At 67.8% G+C, this 16359-nt stretch carries 13 protein-coding genes and 1 other RNA gene; 6 read left to right on the top strand and 8 right to left on the bottom strand.

Features of this window, described 5'->3' with window-relative positions:
• Positions 1 to 23: 23 nt before the first annotated feature.
• Positions 24 to 1457: a type I glutamate--ammonia ligase gene (glnA, locus tag ACFW3F_RS11410; protein WP_086537680.1), complete on the top strand. Its 1434-nt coding sequence runs from the start codon at positions 24 to 26 to the stop codon at positions 1455 to 1457.
• A gap of 142 nt (positions 1458 to 1599) precedes the next feature.
• Complete coding sequence (locus ACFW3F_RS11405; protein ID WP_388057303.1) at positions 1600 to 1857, top strand: hypothetical protein; 258 nt, start codon at positions 1600 to 1602, stop codon at positions 1855 to 1857.
• Between the two features lie 57 nt (positions 1858 to 1914).
• Here ACFW3F_RS11405 and ACFW3F_RS11400 read toward each other — a convergent pair whose 3' ends face one another.
• Positions 1915 to 2976 (bottom strand): zinc-binding dehydrogenase, encoded by a 1062-nt coding sequence (locus ACFW3F_RS11400; RefSeq protein WP_388057301.1) that lies wholly within the window; start codon positions 2974 to 2976, stop codon positions 1915 to 1917.
• 217 nt (positions 2977 to 3193) lie between these two features.
• Here ACFW3F_RS11400 and ACFW3F_RS11395 point away from each other — a divergent pair, with 217 nt between their 5' ends.
• Complete coding sequence (locus tag ACFW3F_RS11395) at positions 3194 to 3379, top strand: hypothetical protein (protein WP_388057299.1); 186 nt, start codon at positions 3194 to 3196, stop codon at positions 3377 to 3379.
• Positions 3380 to 3422: 43 nt separating this feature from the next.
• On the opposite strand, the gene ACFW3F_RS11390 is transcribed toward ACFW3F_RS11395, so the two are convergent.
• The 4 genes from ACFW3F_RS11390 to glnA (ACFW3F_RS11375) all read right to left on the bottom strand — a co-directional run bounded on the left by ACFW3F_RS11390 (position 3423) and on the right by glnA (ACFW3F_RS11375) (position 9591).
• A complete protein-coding gene (locus ACFW3F_RS11390) occupies positions 3423 to 4091 on the bottom strand; it encodes a heme oxygenase (biliverdin-producing) (RefSeq protein ID WP_388057297.1) in 669 nt (222 codons plus the stop codon).
• The gene (locus ACFW3F_RS11385) at positions 4088 to 5038 is read right to left on the bottom strand and encodes an endonuclease/exonuclease/phosphatase family protein (RefSeq protein ID WP_388057295.1); all 951 of its coding nucleotides are present in this window, start codon (positions 5036 to 5038) and stop codon (positions 4088 to 4090) included. Before ACFW3F_RS11385 ends, ACFW3F_RS11390 begins: the two co-directional genes overlap by 4 nt.
• 97 nt (positions 5039 to 5135) lie before the next feature.
• Positions 5136 to 8183, bottom strand: a complete 3048-nt coding sequence (locus tag ACFW3F_RS11380; protein WP_388057293.1) for a bifunctional [glutamine synthetase] adenylyltransferase/[glutamine synthetase]-adenylyl-L-tyrosine phosphorylase — start codon at positions 8181 to 8183, stop codon at positions 5136 to 5138.
• Positions 8184 to 8250: 67 nt separating this feature from the next.
• The gene (gene glnA, locus ACFW3F_RS11375; RefSeq protein ID WP_388057291.1) at positions 8251 to 9591 is read right to left on the bottom strand and encodes a type I glutamate--ammonia ligase; all 1341 of its coding nucleotides are present in this window, start codon (positions 9589 to 9591) and stop codon (positions 8251 to 8253) included.
• Positions 9592 to 9920: 329 nt separating this feature from the next.
• Between glnA (ACFW3F_RS11375) and panB the strand changes: the two genes are divergently transcribed.
• The 3 genes from panB to ACFW3F_RS11360 all read left to right on the top strand — a co-directional run bounded on the left by panB (position 9921) and on the right by ACFW3F_RS11360 (position 13448).
• The gene (gene panB, locus ACFW3F_RS11370) at positions 9921 to 10766 is read left to right on the top strand and encodes a 3-methyl-2-oxobutanoate hydroxymethyltransferase (protein ID WP_388057289.1); all 846 of its coding nucleotides are present in this window, start codon (positions 9921 to 9923) and stop codon (positions 10764 to 10766) included.
• 88 nt (positions 10767 to 10854) lie between these two features.
• A complete protein-coding gene (gene pip, locus ACFW3F_RS11365) occupies positions 10855 to 11823 on the top strand; it encodes a prolyl aminopeptidase (protein WP_388057287.1) in 969 nt (322 codons plus the stop codon).
• A 131-nt stretch (positions 11824 to 11954) separates the two neighbouring features.
• Positions 11955 to 13448 carry a CHAD domain-containing protein gene (locus ACFW3F_RS11360; RefSeq protein ID WP_388057284.1) on the top strand — a complete coding sequence of 498 codons (1494 nt, stop codon included), beginning with the start codon at positions 11955 to 11957 and terminating at the stop codon, positions 13446 to 13448.
• Between the two features lie 148 nt (positions 13449 to 13596).
• Here the strand turns inward: ACFW3F_RS11360 and ACFW3F_RS11355 are convergent, their stop codons facing one another.
• The 3 genes from ACFW3F_RS11355 to ACFW3F_RS11345 form a co-directional block, all read right to left on the bottom strand.
• Positions 13597 to 15045 carry an RNB domain-containing ribonuclease gene (locus tag ACFW3F_RS11355; RefSeq protein ID WP_388057283.1) on the bottom strand — a complete coding sequence of 483 codons (1449 nt, stop codon included), beginning with the start codon at positions 15043 to 15045 and terminating at the stop codon, positions 13597 to 13599.
• 115 nt (positions 15046 to 15160) lie between these two features.
• Positions 15161 to 15577: RNase P RNA component class A (gene rnpB, locus ACFW3F_RS11350), an RNA gene on the bottom strand.
• A gap of 87 nt (positions 15578 to 15664) precedes the next feature.
• Positions 15665 to 16357: a histidine phosphatase family protein gene (locus ACFW3F_RS11345; RefSeq protein ID WP_388057281.1), complete on the bottom strand. Its 693-nt coding sequence runs from the start codon at positions 16355 to 16357 to the stop codon at positions 15665 to 15667.
• Between the last annotated feature and the right edge of the window lie 2 nt (positions 16358 to 16359).

Here is a 16359-nt window from a genome sequence, read left to right as displayed (position 1 = left end):
GATCACGAAGGAGTCACCGCACGGTGTACAGCAGTAAAGAAGAACTACTCGAGGGCATCAAGAAGGAAGGTGTCGAGTACGTCGACATCCGATTCTGCGACCTGCCCGGTGTCATGCAGCACTTCTCGATCCCCGCGTCGGCTTTCGACGAGGACGTCTTCGAGGACGGTCTGGCATTCGACGGCTCGTCGGTGCGTGGCTTCCAGTCGATCAACGAGTCGGACATGATGCTGCTGCCCGACCCGGCCACCGCGCGGATCGACCCGTTCCGCAAGGCCAAGACGATGAACCTCAGCTTCTTCGTCCACGACCCGTTCACCCGTGAGGCCTACAGCCGCGACCCGCGCAACGTCGCCCGCAAGGCCGAGGACTACCTCGCCTCCACCGGCGTCGCCGACACCTGCTTCTTCGGCGCCGAGGCCGAGTTCTACATCTTCGACTCGGTCTCCTTCGGGTCCGAGATGAACGGCACCTTCTACGAGGTCGAGTCCGAGTCCGGCTGGTGGAACACCGCCTCGCCGACCGATCCCGACGGCAGCCCGAACCTCGGCTACAAGGTGCGCCCGAAGGGTGGCTACTTCCCCGTCGCCCCGTACGACCACTACGTCGACCTGCGCGACGAGATGTCGACGAACCTGACCAATTCGGGCTTCGAGCTCGAGCGCGGCCACCACGAGGTCGGCACCGCGGGCCAGGCGGAGATCAACTACAAGTTCAACACGCTGCTCCACGCAGCCGATGACGTGCAGCTGTTCAAGTACATCATCAAGAACACCGCGTGGCAGAACGGCAAGTCCGTCACCTTCATGCCGAAGCCGCTCTTCGGCGACAACGGCTCGGGTATGCACGCCCACCAGTCGCTGTGGAAGGACGGCAAGCCGCTGTTCCACGACGAGGCCGGCTACGCGGGCCTGTCGGATCTGGCGCGTTACTACATCGGCGGCATCCTGCACCACGCGCCGTCGCTGCTGGCGTTCACCAACCCGACCGTGAACTCCTACAAGCGTCTGGTCCCGGGCTACGAGGCCCCGATCAACCTGGTCTACAGCCAGCGCAACCGCTCGGCATGTGTGCGTATCCCGATCACCGGCAACAACCCGAAGGCCAAGCGCCTCGAGTTCCGTTGCCCGGACAGCTCGGGTAACCCGTACCTGGCGTTCGCCGCGATGATGATGGCCGGCCTGGACGGCATCAAGAACAAGATCGAGCCGCACGAGCCCGTCGACAAGGACCTCTACGAGCTCCCGCCGGAGGAGGCCAAGAGCATCCCGCAGGCTCCGACCTCGCTGGCCGCGGTCATCGACCGCCTCGAAGAGGATCACGAATACCTCACCGCCGGTGGCGTGTTCACCGAGGACCTCATCGAGACCTGGATCGCGCTGAAGCGTGAGAACGAGATCGAGCCGGTGCAGATCCGTCCGCACCCGTACGAGTTCTCCCTGTACTACGACTGCTGAGCCTCTGGGCTCGACGTCCGACCCGGCCCGCTCCGCGATCGCTCTCCGATCGCCGAGCGGGCCGTTTCGTTGCCGGATGGCCGGGACATCAATCCGCGCGAGGCGCCGTATCCGACGGGTCCACCGTGCGACGATGAGCCGCATGGGCACACTTCTGACGTCCGACGAATTCGAGATCCGGTTGCTGTTCGCGGAGTCGGTCCCGGAGGTGATGCAGTTCGTCCGCGACGTGGTCCGACGACGCGAACCGATCGCCCTCGAGCTCGAAGGGTCGGCTCACATCGTGAATCTCGCCAATGTGCGGCATTTCTCGTTGGTCGACCAGACCGCCGAGGACGACGCGCTGGACTCGGACGAGCGAACCACGGTCGTCCTCTCCATCGCCGAGGCCAAGGAGTAGAACAAGCGGCGTCGGCGTCGAGTCTCGGGTGTACCACCTAGGCGAGCCGACGACGCGTCAGGCGTCGCCCGCGGCGATGATCACCTTGAGCGCATGCTCGTCGGCCGCACGACCGAACGTGTCGTACGCCTCGTCGAACTGATCGAACGTGAACCGGTGGGTGATGAACTTCTCCGGCGTGATGTCGCCGCGTTCGATGCTCTCCAGCAGTTCGGGGGCCGTGGTGGCATTGACCAGTCCCGTGGTGATCGTGAGGTTGTTGATCCAGTCCCGCTCGATGGGGAATGTGACGCTCTCGCCGTGCACGCCCACGTTGGCGACATGCCCGCCGGGTCGTACCGAGTCGAGCGCGACGCCGAAGGTCGCCGGGACACCGACGGCCTCGATTGCCACGTCCACACCGAGCCCGCCCCGGCTGAGCTCCTTGAGCTGGGCGACCACGTCTCCGCCGGCGTTCACGTCGATCGTGTGCGTGGCTCCGAAGTCGCGGGACTGCTCGAGCCGGAACTTGTTGCCGTCCACCGCGATCACCTTCGACGCACCTGCGGCCGATGCCGTCATCACCGAAGCGAGACCGACCGGTCCGACCCCGACGACGGCGACGACGTCGCCCTCTCCGACGGCGCCGTACAGCACTCCGATCTCGTAACCGGTCGGCAGGATGTCACTGAGCATGGTGCCCTGCTCCGGCGTCACCTTCTCGGGAAGCGCGATCAGACCGTTGTCGGCGAACGGAACCCGGACGTACTCGGCTTGGGTGCCATCGATGAGGTTACCGAAGATCCATCCGATGCCACCCACCGTCTGGCAGTGCGACGTCAGACCCGCTCGGCAGAACTCGCACGTACCGCATTTGCTCACGCACGACACGATCACCCGATCCCCGACCCGCACCCGCTCACAGCCGGGACCGACCTCGGTGACCACGCCGACACCCTCGTGACCGAGAATCCGCCCCGGCGTGACCGCCGGTACGTCGCCCTTGAGGATGTGTAGATCGGTCCCGCAGATCGTGGTCACCTCCATCTTGACGATCGCGTCGGTCGGTTCCTGCAGAACGGGATCCGGAACGTCCTCCCACGCTTTCTGACCGGGACCGTGATAAACGAGAGCTTTCATCGCCGACTCCTCTGTGTGCGGGCCATGCGCGCAGCGTAAGCCCGTTCGCGCACGTGAGCCGTCTCATGTTGAGACCGCCGTCGGCCGGCGAGGCTCACCCGGAGCGGCCGTCTCCGCTCGGCGATGCGTTGGGAGTGAACACCCTCACACGTGATCCGTATCACTTTTGGGACTTGTTACTCTGCCGACTCACACGGTACGACCGTAGTTTGGACGGATGACCCGTGATGTATATGTCGAAGACCTTGTACCCGGCGACCGGATCAGCCTCGAAGGCACCCCGAGAGTGGTTCGCACCACCAGCCGTCTTGACGACAATCAGCTCCGCATCGAACTCGTGAAAGGCCACGACGACCTGAGTGAGGTCGTGTTGGACCGCACGGTCAAGCTCCAGGTCAACTGAGCCGCAGCTCATCGGATCCCGACCGCGCGAGCATTCCTCTGGGTCAGGCCGCTCGCGCGCCGTCGAGATCGCCGAACACCGCTTGGTTGTGATCGAAGGCCGCGATGGCCTCGTCGACGAGCCGATCGATTCCGTCCGGGTCGAGGGGTAGCGCGTCGAGCCGTGCCCGATACGCATCCTTGTAGCGCTTGAGTTTGTCGATCTCGTCGAACGAGTAGAAGCTCAGCGCCCCGTCTTCGACGCCGTAGTGCTCTCGCATGCGGTGGGCGACCACCTGTCCCCCGCTGAGGTCGCCGAGGTACCGGGTGTAGTGGTGGGCGACGTAGCGTGCCGGGTCAGCACGGGTGGACTCGATCGCGGCCACATACCGCGCCACCGCCGGCAACGGCGTAACGTGCGACGGATCGATGCCGAAGGACGCAAGGTCGGCGCCGAGTCGTTGCAGGCGTAGGAGTTTGGTGTCGAGCACCGCATCGGCGACCGGATCCCCGGCCAGTTCCGCCCCGACCCGTTCGAGCGCCTCGTAGACGAAGTAGAGCTGGACCGCGAGGCGCTGATACTCCCCGGTGTCCAACCGGCCCGACATCAGGTCGTCGATGAACGGCGCGTGTTCGGCGCGTTCGTGCGCCACCGCGGTGGCCGATCGGAGCCGTTCGGAGATGCTCGGGCGGTCGGCGGCCGTGGGTTCGGCATTCTGCAGATCGGGGGTCATGATGCCACCAGTGATACCACCAGAGTCCGGTGATCGGAACCCGGCAGGTAATGGGTGTCCATCGACGTCGCCACGAACCCGCGCAGGATGACGCGGTCGATGGCGACCAGCGGCCGGTTGCCGATCTGCTTGTCGGTCGGATAGCTCGGCAGGAACCCGGCGCCGGCCAGGTCGGTGCCGTCGACGAGACCGTTGGTCAGCAGGCTGCGATATTTCGCGTGATTCCAGGTGGAGTTGTAGTCCCCGATCGCGATGACCCGGCCGGGTGGGAGTTGCTCGAAATGTGCGGCGAGCGTGTCCATGTCGGCGAGCCAGTCCCAGTTCCGGCCCCACAGCGGCGCGGCCGGGTGGATGGCGAGCACCTGCGTCCCGGCTGCCCCCGGCAGATCGGTGCGGGCCTGCAGGTTGTGCAGGACCGTTCCCGGGATGTTGTACCGCTCGTCCAGCGGCCGCTTGCTGAACAGCGCGGTACCTGCCGCATACGTGTACGGAATGGCGAACTCATGTGGAAGCGTGCGGCCGATCTCGCTGCGCCGCAGTCGCTCCAATGCCTCCGGGGTGACCTCTTGCAGCGACACCAGATCGGGGTCGGCGTCGGCGACGATCTTCTCGAGCGCGTCGAGGTCGCCCCCGCCGAAGAGGAGGTTGGCCGAGACCACCGTGAATCGCTCGCCGGACGGTGCGGCCTCGGCGATCACGAGCGGCACCTGGGTGTAAGCCAGCCCGCCGACCGCCACGATCGCGAGCGCCAGCATGAACCAGCGTCGCAGGACCGCGAAGACGACGATCGCGATCAACCCGGGAATCAGTGCGAACTGCACGGCACTCGTGAGGTACAGCGCGACGTCACCGCGTGACGGGTAGAAGTGCAGGAACACGCCCAGCACCACCCCGGCGAGCATCGCCCACCCCAGGACGTACGCCGCCGCCCACAGAAATCTCGTCATCGCTCCCCCATGTGACCCGGTGTTTCCCCCGCCGGATTCATCTGTTGCCGGTGGCCCGTCGTCTTCCCGTCAGGCTCGTCTGTTCGGTGTCGACGTGTCAGGCCCCGAAGACCTTGAGCACCACGGCCTTGGCCCGGCGCGTCACGCGGAGATAGTTCTCCAGGAACTCGTTGGCCTGATCCTCCGGCCATCCGGCTGCGAAGGCGATCTGGCGCAGTTGCGTACCCGGCCCGGGCAGCTGGTCGATCGGTTTCCCGCGGACCAGGACCAGAGCGTTGCGCGCCTTCGTCGCGGTCGTCCAGGCGTCCTTCAGCAGCGCGACGTCGTTCTCCGACAGCAACTCCGCCGCGCCGATGGCGTCCAGCGACTCGAGAGTCGACGTGTTGTGCAGGCTGCGGTATCGGTGTGCGTACTTGAGCTGGAGAAGCTGCACGGTCCACTCGATGTCCGCGAGGCCGCCGCGGCCCAGTTTGGTGTGGGTGGCCGGATCGGCCCCGCGCGGCAGCCGTTCGGCGTCCACCCGGGCCTTGATCCGGCGGATCTCCTTGACGGCGTCGTTGCTGACCCCGCCGGCCGGATAACGCACGTGGTCGATCATGTGCAAGAAGTCGATGCCGAGGGCCTCGTCGCCCGCGACCTGGTGGGCGCGGAGCAGCGCCTGGACCTCCCACGGCTGCGCCCAGTGCGCGTAATAGGCGGCGTACGACGCGAGCGTCCGCACGATGGGGCCGTTGCGGCCCTCGGGGCGCAGTCCGGTGTCGACTTCCAACGGCGGATCCGCGCTGGGGCTGCCCAGCATCGATCGCACGTTCTCGGCGATCGTCTGCGCCCATTTGAGCGCCTCGGACTCCTCGGCGTCCCGATCGGGCTGACACACGAACATGACGTCGGCGTCCGAGCCGTAGCCGAGCTCACCACCGCCGAGCCGGCCCATGCCGATCACCGCGATGCGGGCCGGTGCCTGCTTTCCCCGCTCGCGCTCGGAGATGTCGACGGCCACCGTGAGCGCCGCATTCAGGACCGCCGCCCAGACGCTGGAGAGGGCCTTGCAGACCGCCGGCACATCCATCAGACCCAGGACGTCGGCGGAGGCGACGCGCACCAGTTCGGCCCGCCGATGGGAACGAGCCACGGCCACAGCGCGTTTCATGTCCGGCTGGCGGACGGTCGATGCGATGAGGCCCTTGGCGACGTCCTCGGGCCGTACGTTGCAGAGCTTGGGCCCATCGGGTCCATCGGAGTACTGGTGGATGACCTCGGGCGAGCGCGTCAGCATGTTCGCGATGTACTCCGACGTGCCCAGCACCTTCATCAGCCGTGCTGCGACGACACCGTCGTCGCGTAACAGCCGCAGGAACCAATCGGTGTCCTCCATGACGTCGCACAGTCGGCGATAGTTCAGCAGACCCGCGTCGGGATCGGGTGTGTCCCCGATGTGTTCGAGCAACTGGGGCAAGATGAGGAGCTGGATCTGACCGCGACGCCCCGGCGCATTCGACAGGGCCCGGATGTGGCTGAGCGCGCGGTCGGGCTTGGCGTAACCGAGTGCGGCCAGCCGCCTCTCGGCAGAGGTGTCGGTCAGGGTCAACTCGTCGGTCTTGAAGCGTGTGACCGCCTCGAGCAGCGGCCGGTAGAACAGTTTCTGGTGCAGGCGCCGGACCCGCAGACTCTGATGGCGTATCTGTTCGCGCAGCACGCTGGTGGCGTCGAGTTCGCCCTCGCGCCGGATGTGGGCCGCGCGGGCGAGCCAGCGCAGGGCCTCATGATCGTCGGGCTGCGGCAAGAGGTGGGTCCGCGACATCCGCTGCATCTGCAGGCGATGCTCCAGCAGACGCAAGAACTGGTACGACGCACTGAGATTCGCGGCGTCGTCGCGACCGACGTACCCGCCTGCGGTCAGCGCGGCCAGTGCGTCGACGGTCGGCATCACGCGCAGGTTCTCGTCGACCCGGCCGTGCACCATCTGCAGCAGCTGGACCGCGAACTCGACGTCACGCAGACTGCCGCGTCCCAGTTTGAGGTTGCGCTCGCGCTCGTCCTCGGGCAACAAGGACTCGACGCGGCGCCGCATCTTCTGCACCTCGGGCACGAAGTCGGGTCGCTCGGCGGCCTTCCACACCATCGGCTTGACCGCGGCGATGTAGTCGTCGGCGAGCTGCATGTCGCCGGTCATCGCGCGCGACTTCAGCAGGGCCTGGAACTCCCAGGTCTTCGCCCAGCGCTCGTAGTAGGCCACATGGGATTCGAGGGTTCGCGTCAGCGCGCCGGACTTGCCCTCGGGCCGCAGCGCGGCGTCGACCTCGAAGAACGCGAGCGAACCGATGCGCATCATCTCACCCGCGATGCGCGCCGCGGTGCCATCGGCCGGATCACTGACGAAGATGACGTCGACGTCGCTGACGTAGTTGAGCTCGCGCGCACCGCATTTGCCCATCGCGACGACGGCGAGGCGAACCGAGAGGGGTTCGTCGCCGCAGACCTCCGCGAAGGCGACGGCCAGCGCCGCGGTCAGGGCGGCATCGGCCAGGTCGGACAGGTAGGCGCCGACCTCGGGCAGCCACATCACCGGCTCGTCCTCGACGGTGGAGGCGACATCGTGGGCGGCGAGCTGCAGGATCAGGTTGCGGTAGGCCAGGCGCAATGCCACGACGGCCTTCGGGCCGGTGAGCGCGGCCCGGTACACGCGATTGCCCTTCTCGACCTCGCCGGGCACGGCCTCCGCCTCGACCGAGGCGAGCATCAGACGGTCGACCTCGGTACGGTCGGGCAGCTCGTCGGGAAGCAGCAGCCGCCAGCTCGACGGTTCGGCCACGAGGTGATCGGCGAGGGCGTCGGAGGAACCGATGACCGCGAACAGGCGCCCCCGGAACGAGCGTTCCGCACGTACCAGGGCATCGATCTCGGACCACTCGTCGCCGGCGGCGCCGCGGAGTCGGACGAGCGTGCGCAGTGCGAGGTCGGCGTCGGGAGACCGCGACAGTGCCCACAGCACATCGACCGACTCGGGAGTGTTCCAACCGAGATCGGCGAGGTCCCGCGGAGCGGAGTCGTCGAGGAGACCCAGTCGTCCCGCGCTGGGGACCGTGCTGCGTCCGGCTCGCCCGGGGGGGCCGGACCGTGCGGGGGGTCCCGATCGTGTTGTCACATCACAAAAGTAGCGACCCCGTCCGCCGAATACGACACCGCGGTCCCGGACCGGGACGACCCGGACCCTAGAGCGGCAGGTAGTTCTGCAGCTCGAACGGCGTCACGAGGCTGCGGTAGTTGGTCCATTCGGACCACTTGTTGCGCAGGAAGTAGTCGAACACGTGCTCGCCGAGAGCCTCGGCGACCAGCTCCGAGTTCTCCATCTCCTTCAGCGCATCGGCCAAGCTGCCCGGGAGCTCCTTGTAACCCATCGCACGGCGCTCGGCCGGGGTGAGCGCCCAGACGTCGTCTTCGGCCTCATCGGGCAGCTCGTAGTCCTCGTTGATGCCCTTGAGTCCGGCGGCCAGCAGGACCGCGAAGGTGAGGTACGGGTTGCACGCCGAGTCGGGGCTGCGGACCTCGACGCGCCGCGAGGAGGCCTTGTTCGGTGTGTAGAGCGGGAGGCGGATCAGCGCGGAACGGTTGGCACCGCCCCAGGTCGCCGCGGTGGGCGCCTCGCCGCCGTGGATGAGCCGCTTGTAGCTGTTGACCCACTGATTGGTGACGGCACTGATCTCCGAGGCGTGGTGCAGGATGCCGGCGATGAACTTCTTGCCGGTGGCCGAGAGCTGCATCGGGTCGTCGGGGTTGTGGAAGGCGTTGATGTCGCCCTCGAAGAGGCTCAGGTGGGTGTGCATGGCCGAACCGGGATGCTCGCTGAACGGCTTGGGCATGAAGGTCGCCCACACGCCCTCGTTGATCGCCACCTCCTTGATGAGGTAGCGGAACGTCATGACGTTGTCGGCCATCGACAGGGCGTCGGCGTAGCGCAGGTCGATCTCCTGCTGCCCGGGCGCGCCTTCGTGATGAGAGAACTCGACCGAGATCCCCATCGACTCCAGTGCCTCGATCGCATGGCGCCGGAAGTTGGGTGCGGCGTCGTGGACGGCCTGGTCGAAGTAGCCGCCGGAGTCCGCCGGGGTCGGCACCGACCCGTCGAGCGGTGCCTCCTTGAGCAGGAAGAACTCGATCTCGGGATGGACGTAGCAGCTGAAACCGAGGTCGGCGGCCTTGTTCAGCTGGCGACGCAGGACGTGACGGGAGTCGGCCCAGCTGGGGGTGCCGTCGGGCATCGCGATGTCGCAGAACATGCGCGCCGAGTGGTGCCGGCCGGCCGACGTGGTCCACGGCAGCACCTGGAAGGTCGACGGATCGGGTTTGGCGACGGTGTCGGCCTCCGAAACCCGGGAGAAGCCCTCGATGGCCGAGCCGTCGAAGCCGATACCCTCGGCGAACGCGCCTTCGAGTTCGGCCGGGGCGATCGCCACGGACTTCAGATAACCGAGCACGTCGGTGAACCACAGTCGGACGAAACGGATGTCGCGCTCTTCGAGGGTCCGCAGCACGAATTCCTTTTGGCGATCCATGGTCGCCGACCTTAGAAGTACGCTGTTAAATCCGTGTTACACGCACGAATCCAACTCGCTGTGCAGCGGTTTTGCGTGAGCCATCCCATGATGTGAGACGCACGGTTGGACGCCTGGGACTCGACAGACGATCCGGCTCGCGCGCGACCGGCGCCCGGAGTCGCACGCCACGTGTCGGCCCCACCACTCGCGTATGTGACCAATCGCATAAACATCGCCGGTCACAACGTGCCGCCCCGGTGAAACAATGGCCTACGTCCGTGTTCAACCCGGGTACCCGCCGCGCCGCTCTCCGGCCAGCCGGGACTCGAGGCAGAAAAGAGACAACGATGTCCGATTCCTCGGTTTACGGTGCGCCCGCTTCCGGCCAGTCCGCCAAGCGCCGTGTGACCCGCGTCCACCACCTCGCCCAGATGAAGGCCGAGGGTGAGAAGTGGTCGATGCTCACCGCTTACGACTACTCCTCCGCCCGCATCTTCGACGCCGCCGAGATCCCGGTGCTCCTCGTCGGTGACTCCGCGGCCAATGTCGTCCTGGGTTACGACACCACCATCCCGGTGACCCTCGACGAGATGATCCCGCTGATCCGCGCCGTCGTGCGCGGTGCACCGCATGCACTCGTCGTCGCCGACATGCCGTTCGGCAGCTACGAGATCGGGCCGCAGCACGCACTCGAGAACGCGTTCCGGATCTTCAAGGAAACCGGCGCACACGCGGTGAAACTCGAGGGCGGCGAGCGCGTGGCACCCCAGATCGCCGCGTTGACCGCGGCCGGCATCCCGGTCATGGCACACATCGGTTTCACGCCGCAGAGCGTCAACGGGCTCGGCGGGTTCCGCGTCCAGGGGCGCGGCGACGGAGCCGATCAGCTCATCGCCGATGCCATCGCCGTCCAGGAGGCGGGAGCCTTCTCCGTGGTGATGGAAATGGTCCCGGCCGACCTCGCCGGTCAGATCACCCGCAAGCTCACCATCCCGACCGTCGGTATCGGCGCGGGCAACGAGACCGACGCCCAGGTCCTGGTGTGGCAGGACATGGCCGGTCTCACCCACGGCAAGACCGCCCGCTTCGTCAAGCGGTTCGCCGATGTCGGTGGCGAATTGCGTTCGGCCGCCGAACAATACGCCGACGAGGTGCGCCGCGGAGTGTTCCCCGGTCCCGAGCACAGCTACTGACCCACGGGTTGTCCGTCCCGACTCGGCACGACCGTCGTCTCCGACGGCCAACCGCCCGTGCCGCGCCTCGACGCCTACGCTGACGTCCATGCTGAACTTCTACCCGGAGATCGAGCCCTACGCCGCCGGCCACCTCGACGTCGGTGACGGCCAGCAGATCTACTGGGAGACCTCGGGCAATCCGGACGGGAAACCCGCGGTGTTCGTGCACGGCGGGCCCGGCGGCGGAACCAGTGCGATGCAGCGCAGGTTCTTCGACCCGGCCAAGTACCGGATCGTGCTGTTCGACCAGCGCGGCTGCGGGCAGTCCCGGCCCCACATCGCCGACGGGGCCGACCTGACGGTCAACACGACGCCGCACCTCATCGCCGACATGGAACGCCTCCGTACTCACCTCGGGGTCGAGCGCTGGCAGGTCTTCGGCGGTTCCTGGGGATCGACGCTCGGTCTGGCCTACGCGCAAGCTCATCCCGAGCGGGTCACCGAACTCGTACTGCGTGGCATCTTCTTGCTGCGGCGCAGCGAGATCGACTGGTACTACAGCGGCGGGGCCGCGCACATCTACCCCGACCTGTGGGAGAGCTACCTCGCACCCATACCCGTCGACGAACGCGACGGCGACCTGGTCGAGGCGTATCACCGACTGCTCACCTCCGGCGACGTCGCGACGGCCCGCGCCGCCGCCCGCGCCTGGACGGGCTGGGAGCAAGCCACGAGTTATCTCCTCCCCCGCCCCGATGAGGACGAGGCCGACTCGTCCGAGGACGACCGGGACCGATTCGATCTCGCCTTCGCATCGATCGAGAACCATTACTTCGTCAACCACGGATTCCTACGCGACGGTCAACTCCTCGACGAGATCGACGCCATCGCCTCCATCCCCGGCGTGATCGTCCAGGGCCGGTACGACGTGGTGTGCCCGGCACGCAGCGCGTGGGACCTACACCGTGCCTGGCCCGCCGCGGATCTGCACATCGTCGCCGACGCCGGGCACGCGTCCTACGAACCGGGCATCCGGCACCACCTCATCGAGGCGACCGACCGGTTCGCGCGATAACCCGACGACGACCGTCGCATCGGATCACCAGGGGTGTGGCTCAACAGCAGATCGCCGGAGACCGGTCTCCGACTGCTGAGACACACCACTAAACTCGACAGACAGCCGTCGAGAAATCTCAGGAGGAACAGGTGGCCGCATCCGAGCAGGTCGAAGTGGAGCTCAAGTTCGACGTGGACGCCGGACACGTGGCCCCCGACCTGCGAGCCCTCCCGGGCGTCGTCTCGTCGACCACCCCGGAGACGTTCTCCCTCGACGCCACCTACTTCGACACCGAGAACCTGGACCTCGCCGGCAACAGGATCACCATGCGGCGGCGGACCGGGGGCACCGACGAGGGTTGGCATCTCAAGCGCCCCACCGACATTCCGGGAGCACGGCGCGAGCTGCAGGTGAGCTTCGACGAGGCACCCGCGGACGGGGAGGTTCCCGAGGCCCTGTCGGCCCCGGTCCTCGCCCACATCCGCGCGCGCACACTGATCCCGGTCGCGGTGATCTCGACGACGCGTACCGTGACCCGGTTGCTGGGAGCCGACGACGAGCCGCTCGCCGAACTCGCCGAGGATCTGGTGACCGCGCAGTCGCTCCTGCCGGGTGGCCATTGCCAGCAATGGGCGGAGTGGGAGTTCGAACTGCTCTCCGGCGGCACATCCAAGCTGCTCAAGGCCGCCGACAAGGCGCTGCGCGCCGGGGGCGGCCGTGAGGCGTCGAGTGCGTCGAAGCTCGCCCGGGCGATCGGCGCGACACCGACCGTGCACGAACCACGACTCTCCAAGCGGCCCACCGCACTCGAACTCGTGGTGACCGACATCGCGCTGCACCGCAATTCGCTTGTCGCCTACGACCCGCTGGTGCGGGTCGACGCCCCCGACGCCGTGCACCAGATGCGCGTGGCCTGCCGCCGACTCCGCAGCGTGTTGTCGGGCTTCCCCACCGTCCTCGACGCCTCGCGCACCGCACACATCGGCGCCGAACTCAAGCTGCTCGCCCAGATCCTCGGCGACGCGCGCGATTCGGAGGTCCAGCTGGAGCTGAACGAGTCGCTGCTGCGCGGCGAACACGCGTCGCCGGAGTTGCTCGCCGAACTCGCCGGGACTGAGGTCGCCGCCCACGATCGCGCGCTTCGCGCCGCGCACGCAGCCATGTCGTCGAAGCGGTATTTCACCTTGCTCGACACCATCGACGGCCTGATCGCCTCTCCCCCGCCCGGACCCGACGCCGACCTACCGGCGACCACTGTCGTCGACAAGGCGATCGCCCGCAGCCGCAAGCACATTCACCGGGCGCAGGCCCGCCTCGCCGGGTTCGCCGAGGGTTCGGACGAGTGGGAGGAGCAGTTGCACACCATTCGCAAACGCGCGAAGCGGTTGCGCTACAGCATCGACGCGACCGAACCGCTCGGCAAGAAGAAATACCGTGAGGTCGGTTCGGCGGCCAAGAAGATCCAGTCGGCCCTCGGTGATTTCAACGACACCCGGATCAACCGGACACGACTCGCCGAGATCGCCGCGGCCGGGAACCTCGGTGGCCCGGACATGTTCGTGCTCGGTCGGATCGACGCCCGGCTCGAGGCCGACGGACACCGCGCGATCGCGGCGTATCGAAAGGTCGCGAAGGAACTCTGACCGCCAGCCCGCTGGTCGGCCCCGCTGGTCGAGCAGGCCGCCCCATGGCTGGTTGAGCCGGCACCGAGCGCAGCCGCTGGGCCGAGCAAGCGACGAAGGAGCGCGTCGAGGTCGAGGCGCCGTGCCGAAGCCACTCGGCGACAACAGCTCACACCCGGCGGAACTCCACCGTCCGGCTCATCTCGTCGGCCTTGGTCAGCTCCACGACGACCCGGTCGCCGGGGCGCAGATCGCCGGCGCCACGCGCGATCACCGCGGGTTCGGCGAGGAAGATCTGCGCCGCTCTGCGTTCGGTGGCGGCCGACATCACCACCGCGTCGAACCGCTCACCCACCCGCTCGCGCAGGATGACCGCTTCCGCGAGGTCGATGCTCGCGCGATCGGCGGTGGCGCCGAGCGTGTCGGCCGACCGCAGGATCTTGGGCAACGTCGGCAGCGCGCGCTGCACCCAGTCCGGTACCGGCGCACCGGCGGTGACCGCCAGGCACACCTCGGTGGCGAACCGATCGCCGAGTCGCCGCAGCGGCGCGGTGACGTGGGCGTAGAGACCACCGATCGCGGAATGCCGCATGCGGGCCCGGTCGACGGCCTCGACGTCGTCGGACCCGGTGAGCGCGAGATAGTTGGCGCCCCGCATCAGCCCACCTGCAGCCGATTGCAGGGCCAGTGTGCTCGGCTCGTCGCCGGGCAGACCCGCCAGGAACCGTCCCACCGGTAATCCGTCGGACCAGTGCACACCGAGGGCCCGCGCGGCCGCACGGAGATCGTCGACCGCGTCCTCCTCGGCCGGCGGCAGGGTGCGCAGCAACCCCACGCCGGCCTCGGCCATGAGCGTGCCCGCGCACATCCCGGCCAGCAGCGACACCTGTGAGTTCCACATGTCGGCAGGTGTGTGCGCCTCGAGATCGAGCCGCCACCCGCCCGCGGTACGGACGACCGTCTGATCGGGCAGGTCGAGTTCGACCGCACCCCGCTCCAGCGCGACTTCGCGTCGCAGTTCGCCGAACGCGGGCAGTGCCGCGATGGACGGATGCAGCCGGCCGACGGCGGCATCGGCCGTCACACCGGCGTAGTCGAGACGCGCGACCGACCGGATGCGGGACCGTCGCACCCGCACATCGGTCACCGATCCGTCTGCGGCCACTCGGATGGTCCACAGCACGCACAGCCTGACCTGTTCGGGCAGAAGAGAACCCGCGCCCTCGGACAGTTCGCGGGGGTGCAGCGGGACCGAGCCGTCCGGAAAGTACACCGTGGTGCCGCGTCGTCGGCTCTCCTGGTCGAGCGCGCCCTCCGGTGTGATGAGCGCCGCGACGTCGGCGATCGCATAGTCGACGACGAACCCGCCGGCGTCGGCGGTGATGTGCACCGCCTGGTCGAGGTCTCGCGAGGTGGGCGGGTCGATCGTGACGAAGGGGATCCCGGTGTGGTCCTCGCGGTCCTCGGCGTACCGGTCGGCGTCCGGGGCGCCGGAGTCGATCAGTTGGGCGGTGGCCCGGGCTTCGGCCAGGGCGTCGTCGCCGTACTCCTCGTCGACACCCAGTTCGGTGCGGATACCGGCGAAGTCGATGTCGGGGGCCGAGAGGATGCGCTTCACTCCTCCAACCCTAGAGAGCCGGTGGAGCCGGCGGGTCACGACGCGGCCCTCTCCGCGTCGTGGCGCCTCTTCGTCGGTCGAGGCGCGACTCTCCGCTGCCGAGACGGGAGAAGGGCGAACGAGTCGGCACATAAGCCGGATCCTGTACCCGCACGGTCGGTGAGACCGGTGCGGGTGGCGACCATCCATCTGGGCACACCGTCGCCGGGTACCTCGAGCGGCCCACCCGCGGGCTGGGGCGAGCAGCCCTCGTGACGCCCGCGCACATGCACCGTGAGGTGCATGCTTCGGCCTTGCTCCGGGTGGGGTTTACCGAGCCGACACGGTCACCCGTGCCGCTGGTGCGCTCTTACCGCACCGTTTCACCCTTACCGGCCTCACGGCCGGCGGTCTGTTCTCTGTGGCACTGTCCCGCGGGTCACCCCGGGTTGCCGTTGACAACCACCCTGCTCTGCGGAGTCCGGACTTTCCTCGGTGTGCGGCGTGGCGGGAAACCGCCCGTTCCGCGCACCGCGGCCGCCCGGCCGACTCGTTCGCGCACTCAGGATACGCCCAGAACGAGTGCGCTACGGCATCCGGTCCGGTCGGGGGCGGTCGTCGAAGCCGGCGCCCGGCGACGTCAGACGCGCCAGTGTGCCGCGTCGTTGACGAGCCGGACCACCGAGCCACCGTCGTCGAAATACTCGGCGATCGACACCGAGGCGAGGTCGAGGTGCAGCCGGAACAGCAGCTCGGGGCCGACGCCCAGCGCGTCCTGCAACAGCGTCTTGATGGGCGTGACATGCGAGACCAGCACCACGCACTGCCCGGAATATCTGTCCAGCAGTTCGGCTTTGGTGTGCGCGATGCGCTCGGCGACCTGCGCGAAGCTCTCACCACCGGGCGCCGGCACGGTGATGTCGGACAACCACTCGCGGTGCAACTCCGGGTCGCGCTCGGATGCTTCGGTGAAGGTCAACCCTTCCCAGTCCCCGAAGTCGTTCTCGATCAGTCCCTCGTGTTCGACGACGTCGATCCCGGTCAGCGCGCCCACCTCGTCAGCGGTGGCGCGGGCACGACGCAACGGCGACGTCACGATGGCGGCGATCCCGTCCTCGCGCGCGACGCGCTGCGCGGCAGCCCTGGCCTGGCGTCGGCCTTCGTCGGTGAGCTCGGGATTCCCGCGCCCGGAGTAGCGGCGCTCGATCGAGAGCGACGTCTGTCCGTGCCGGAGCAGGACGAACCGCGTCGGCTCGCCGCGCCGCCCCTGCCACGACGGCGCCTTCGTCGTCGAATTCCCTTCGGAGGCCGACTCTTCGGCAGTTGCTGTCACGA

The organism is Gordonia sp. NPDC058843, assembly GCF_042743165.1.
Classification (GTDB): domain Bacteria; phylum Actinomycetota; class Actinomycetes; order Mycobacteriales; family Mycobacteriaceae; genus Gordonia.
This window is presented reverse-complemented; position numbering and strand designations above follow the sequence as displayed.

What these genes read in the sequence shown, in the direction of transcription:
- ACFW3F_RS11400 (WP_388057301.1), bottom strand. Translation starts at nt 2,976, where the DNA reads ATGAAAGCTCTCGTTTATCACGGTCCCGGTCAGAAAGCGTGGGAGGAC.
- pip (WP_388057287.1), top strand. Translation starts at nt 10,855, where the DNA reads ATGCTGAACTTCTACCCGGAGATCGAGCCCTACGCCGCCGGCCACCTC.
- glnA (WP_388057291.1), bottom strand. Translation starts at nt 9,591, where the DNA reads ATGGATCGCCAAAAGGAATTCGTGCTGCGGACCCTCGAAGAGCGCGAC.
- ACFW3F_RS11405 (WP_388057303.1), top strand. Translation starts at nt 1,600, where the DNA reads ATGGGCACACTTCTGACGTCCGACGAATTCGAGATCCGGTTGCTGTTC.
- ACFW3F_RS11395 (WP_388057299.1), top strand. Translation starts at nt 3,194, where the DNA reads ATGACCCGTGATGTATATGTCGAAGACCTTGTACCCGGCGACCGGATC.
- ACFW3F_RS11385 (WP_388057295.1), bottom strand. Translation starts at nt 5,038, where the DNA reads ATGACGAGATTTCTGTGGGCGGCGGCGTACGTCCTGGGGTGGGCGATG.
- ACFW3F_RS11390 (WP_388057297.1), bottom strand. Translation starts at nt 4,091, where the DNA reads ATGACCCCCGATCTGCAGAATGCCGAACCCACGGCCGCCGACCGCCCG.
- panB (WP_388057289.1), top strand. Translation starts at nt 9,921, where the DNA reads ATGTCCGATTCCTCGGTTTACGGTGCGCCCGCTTCCGGCCAGTCCGCC.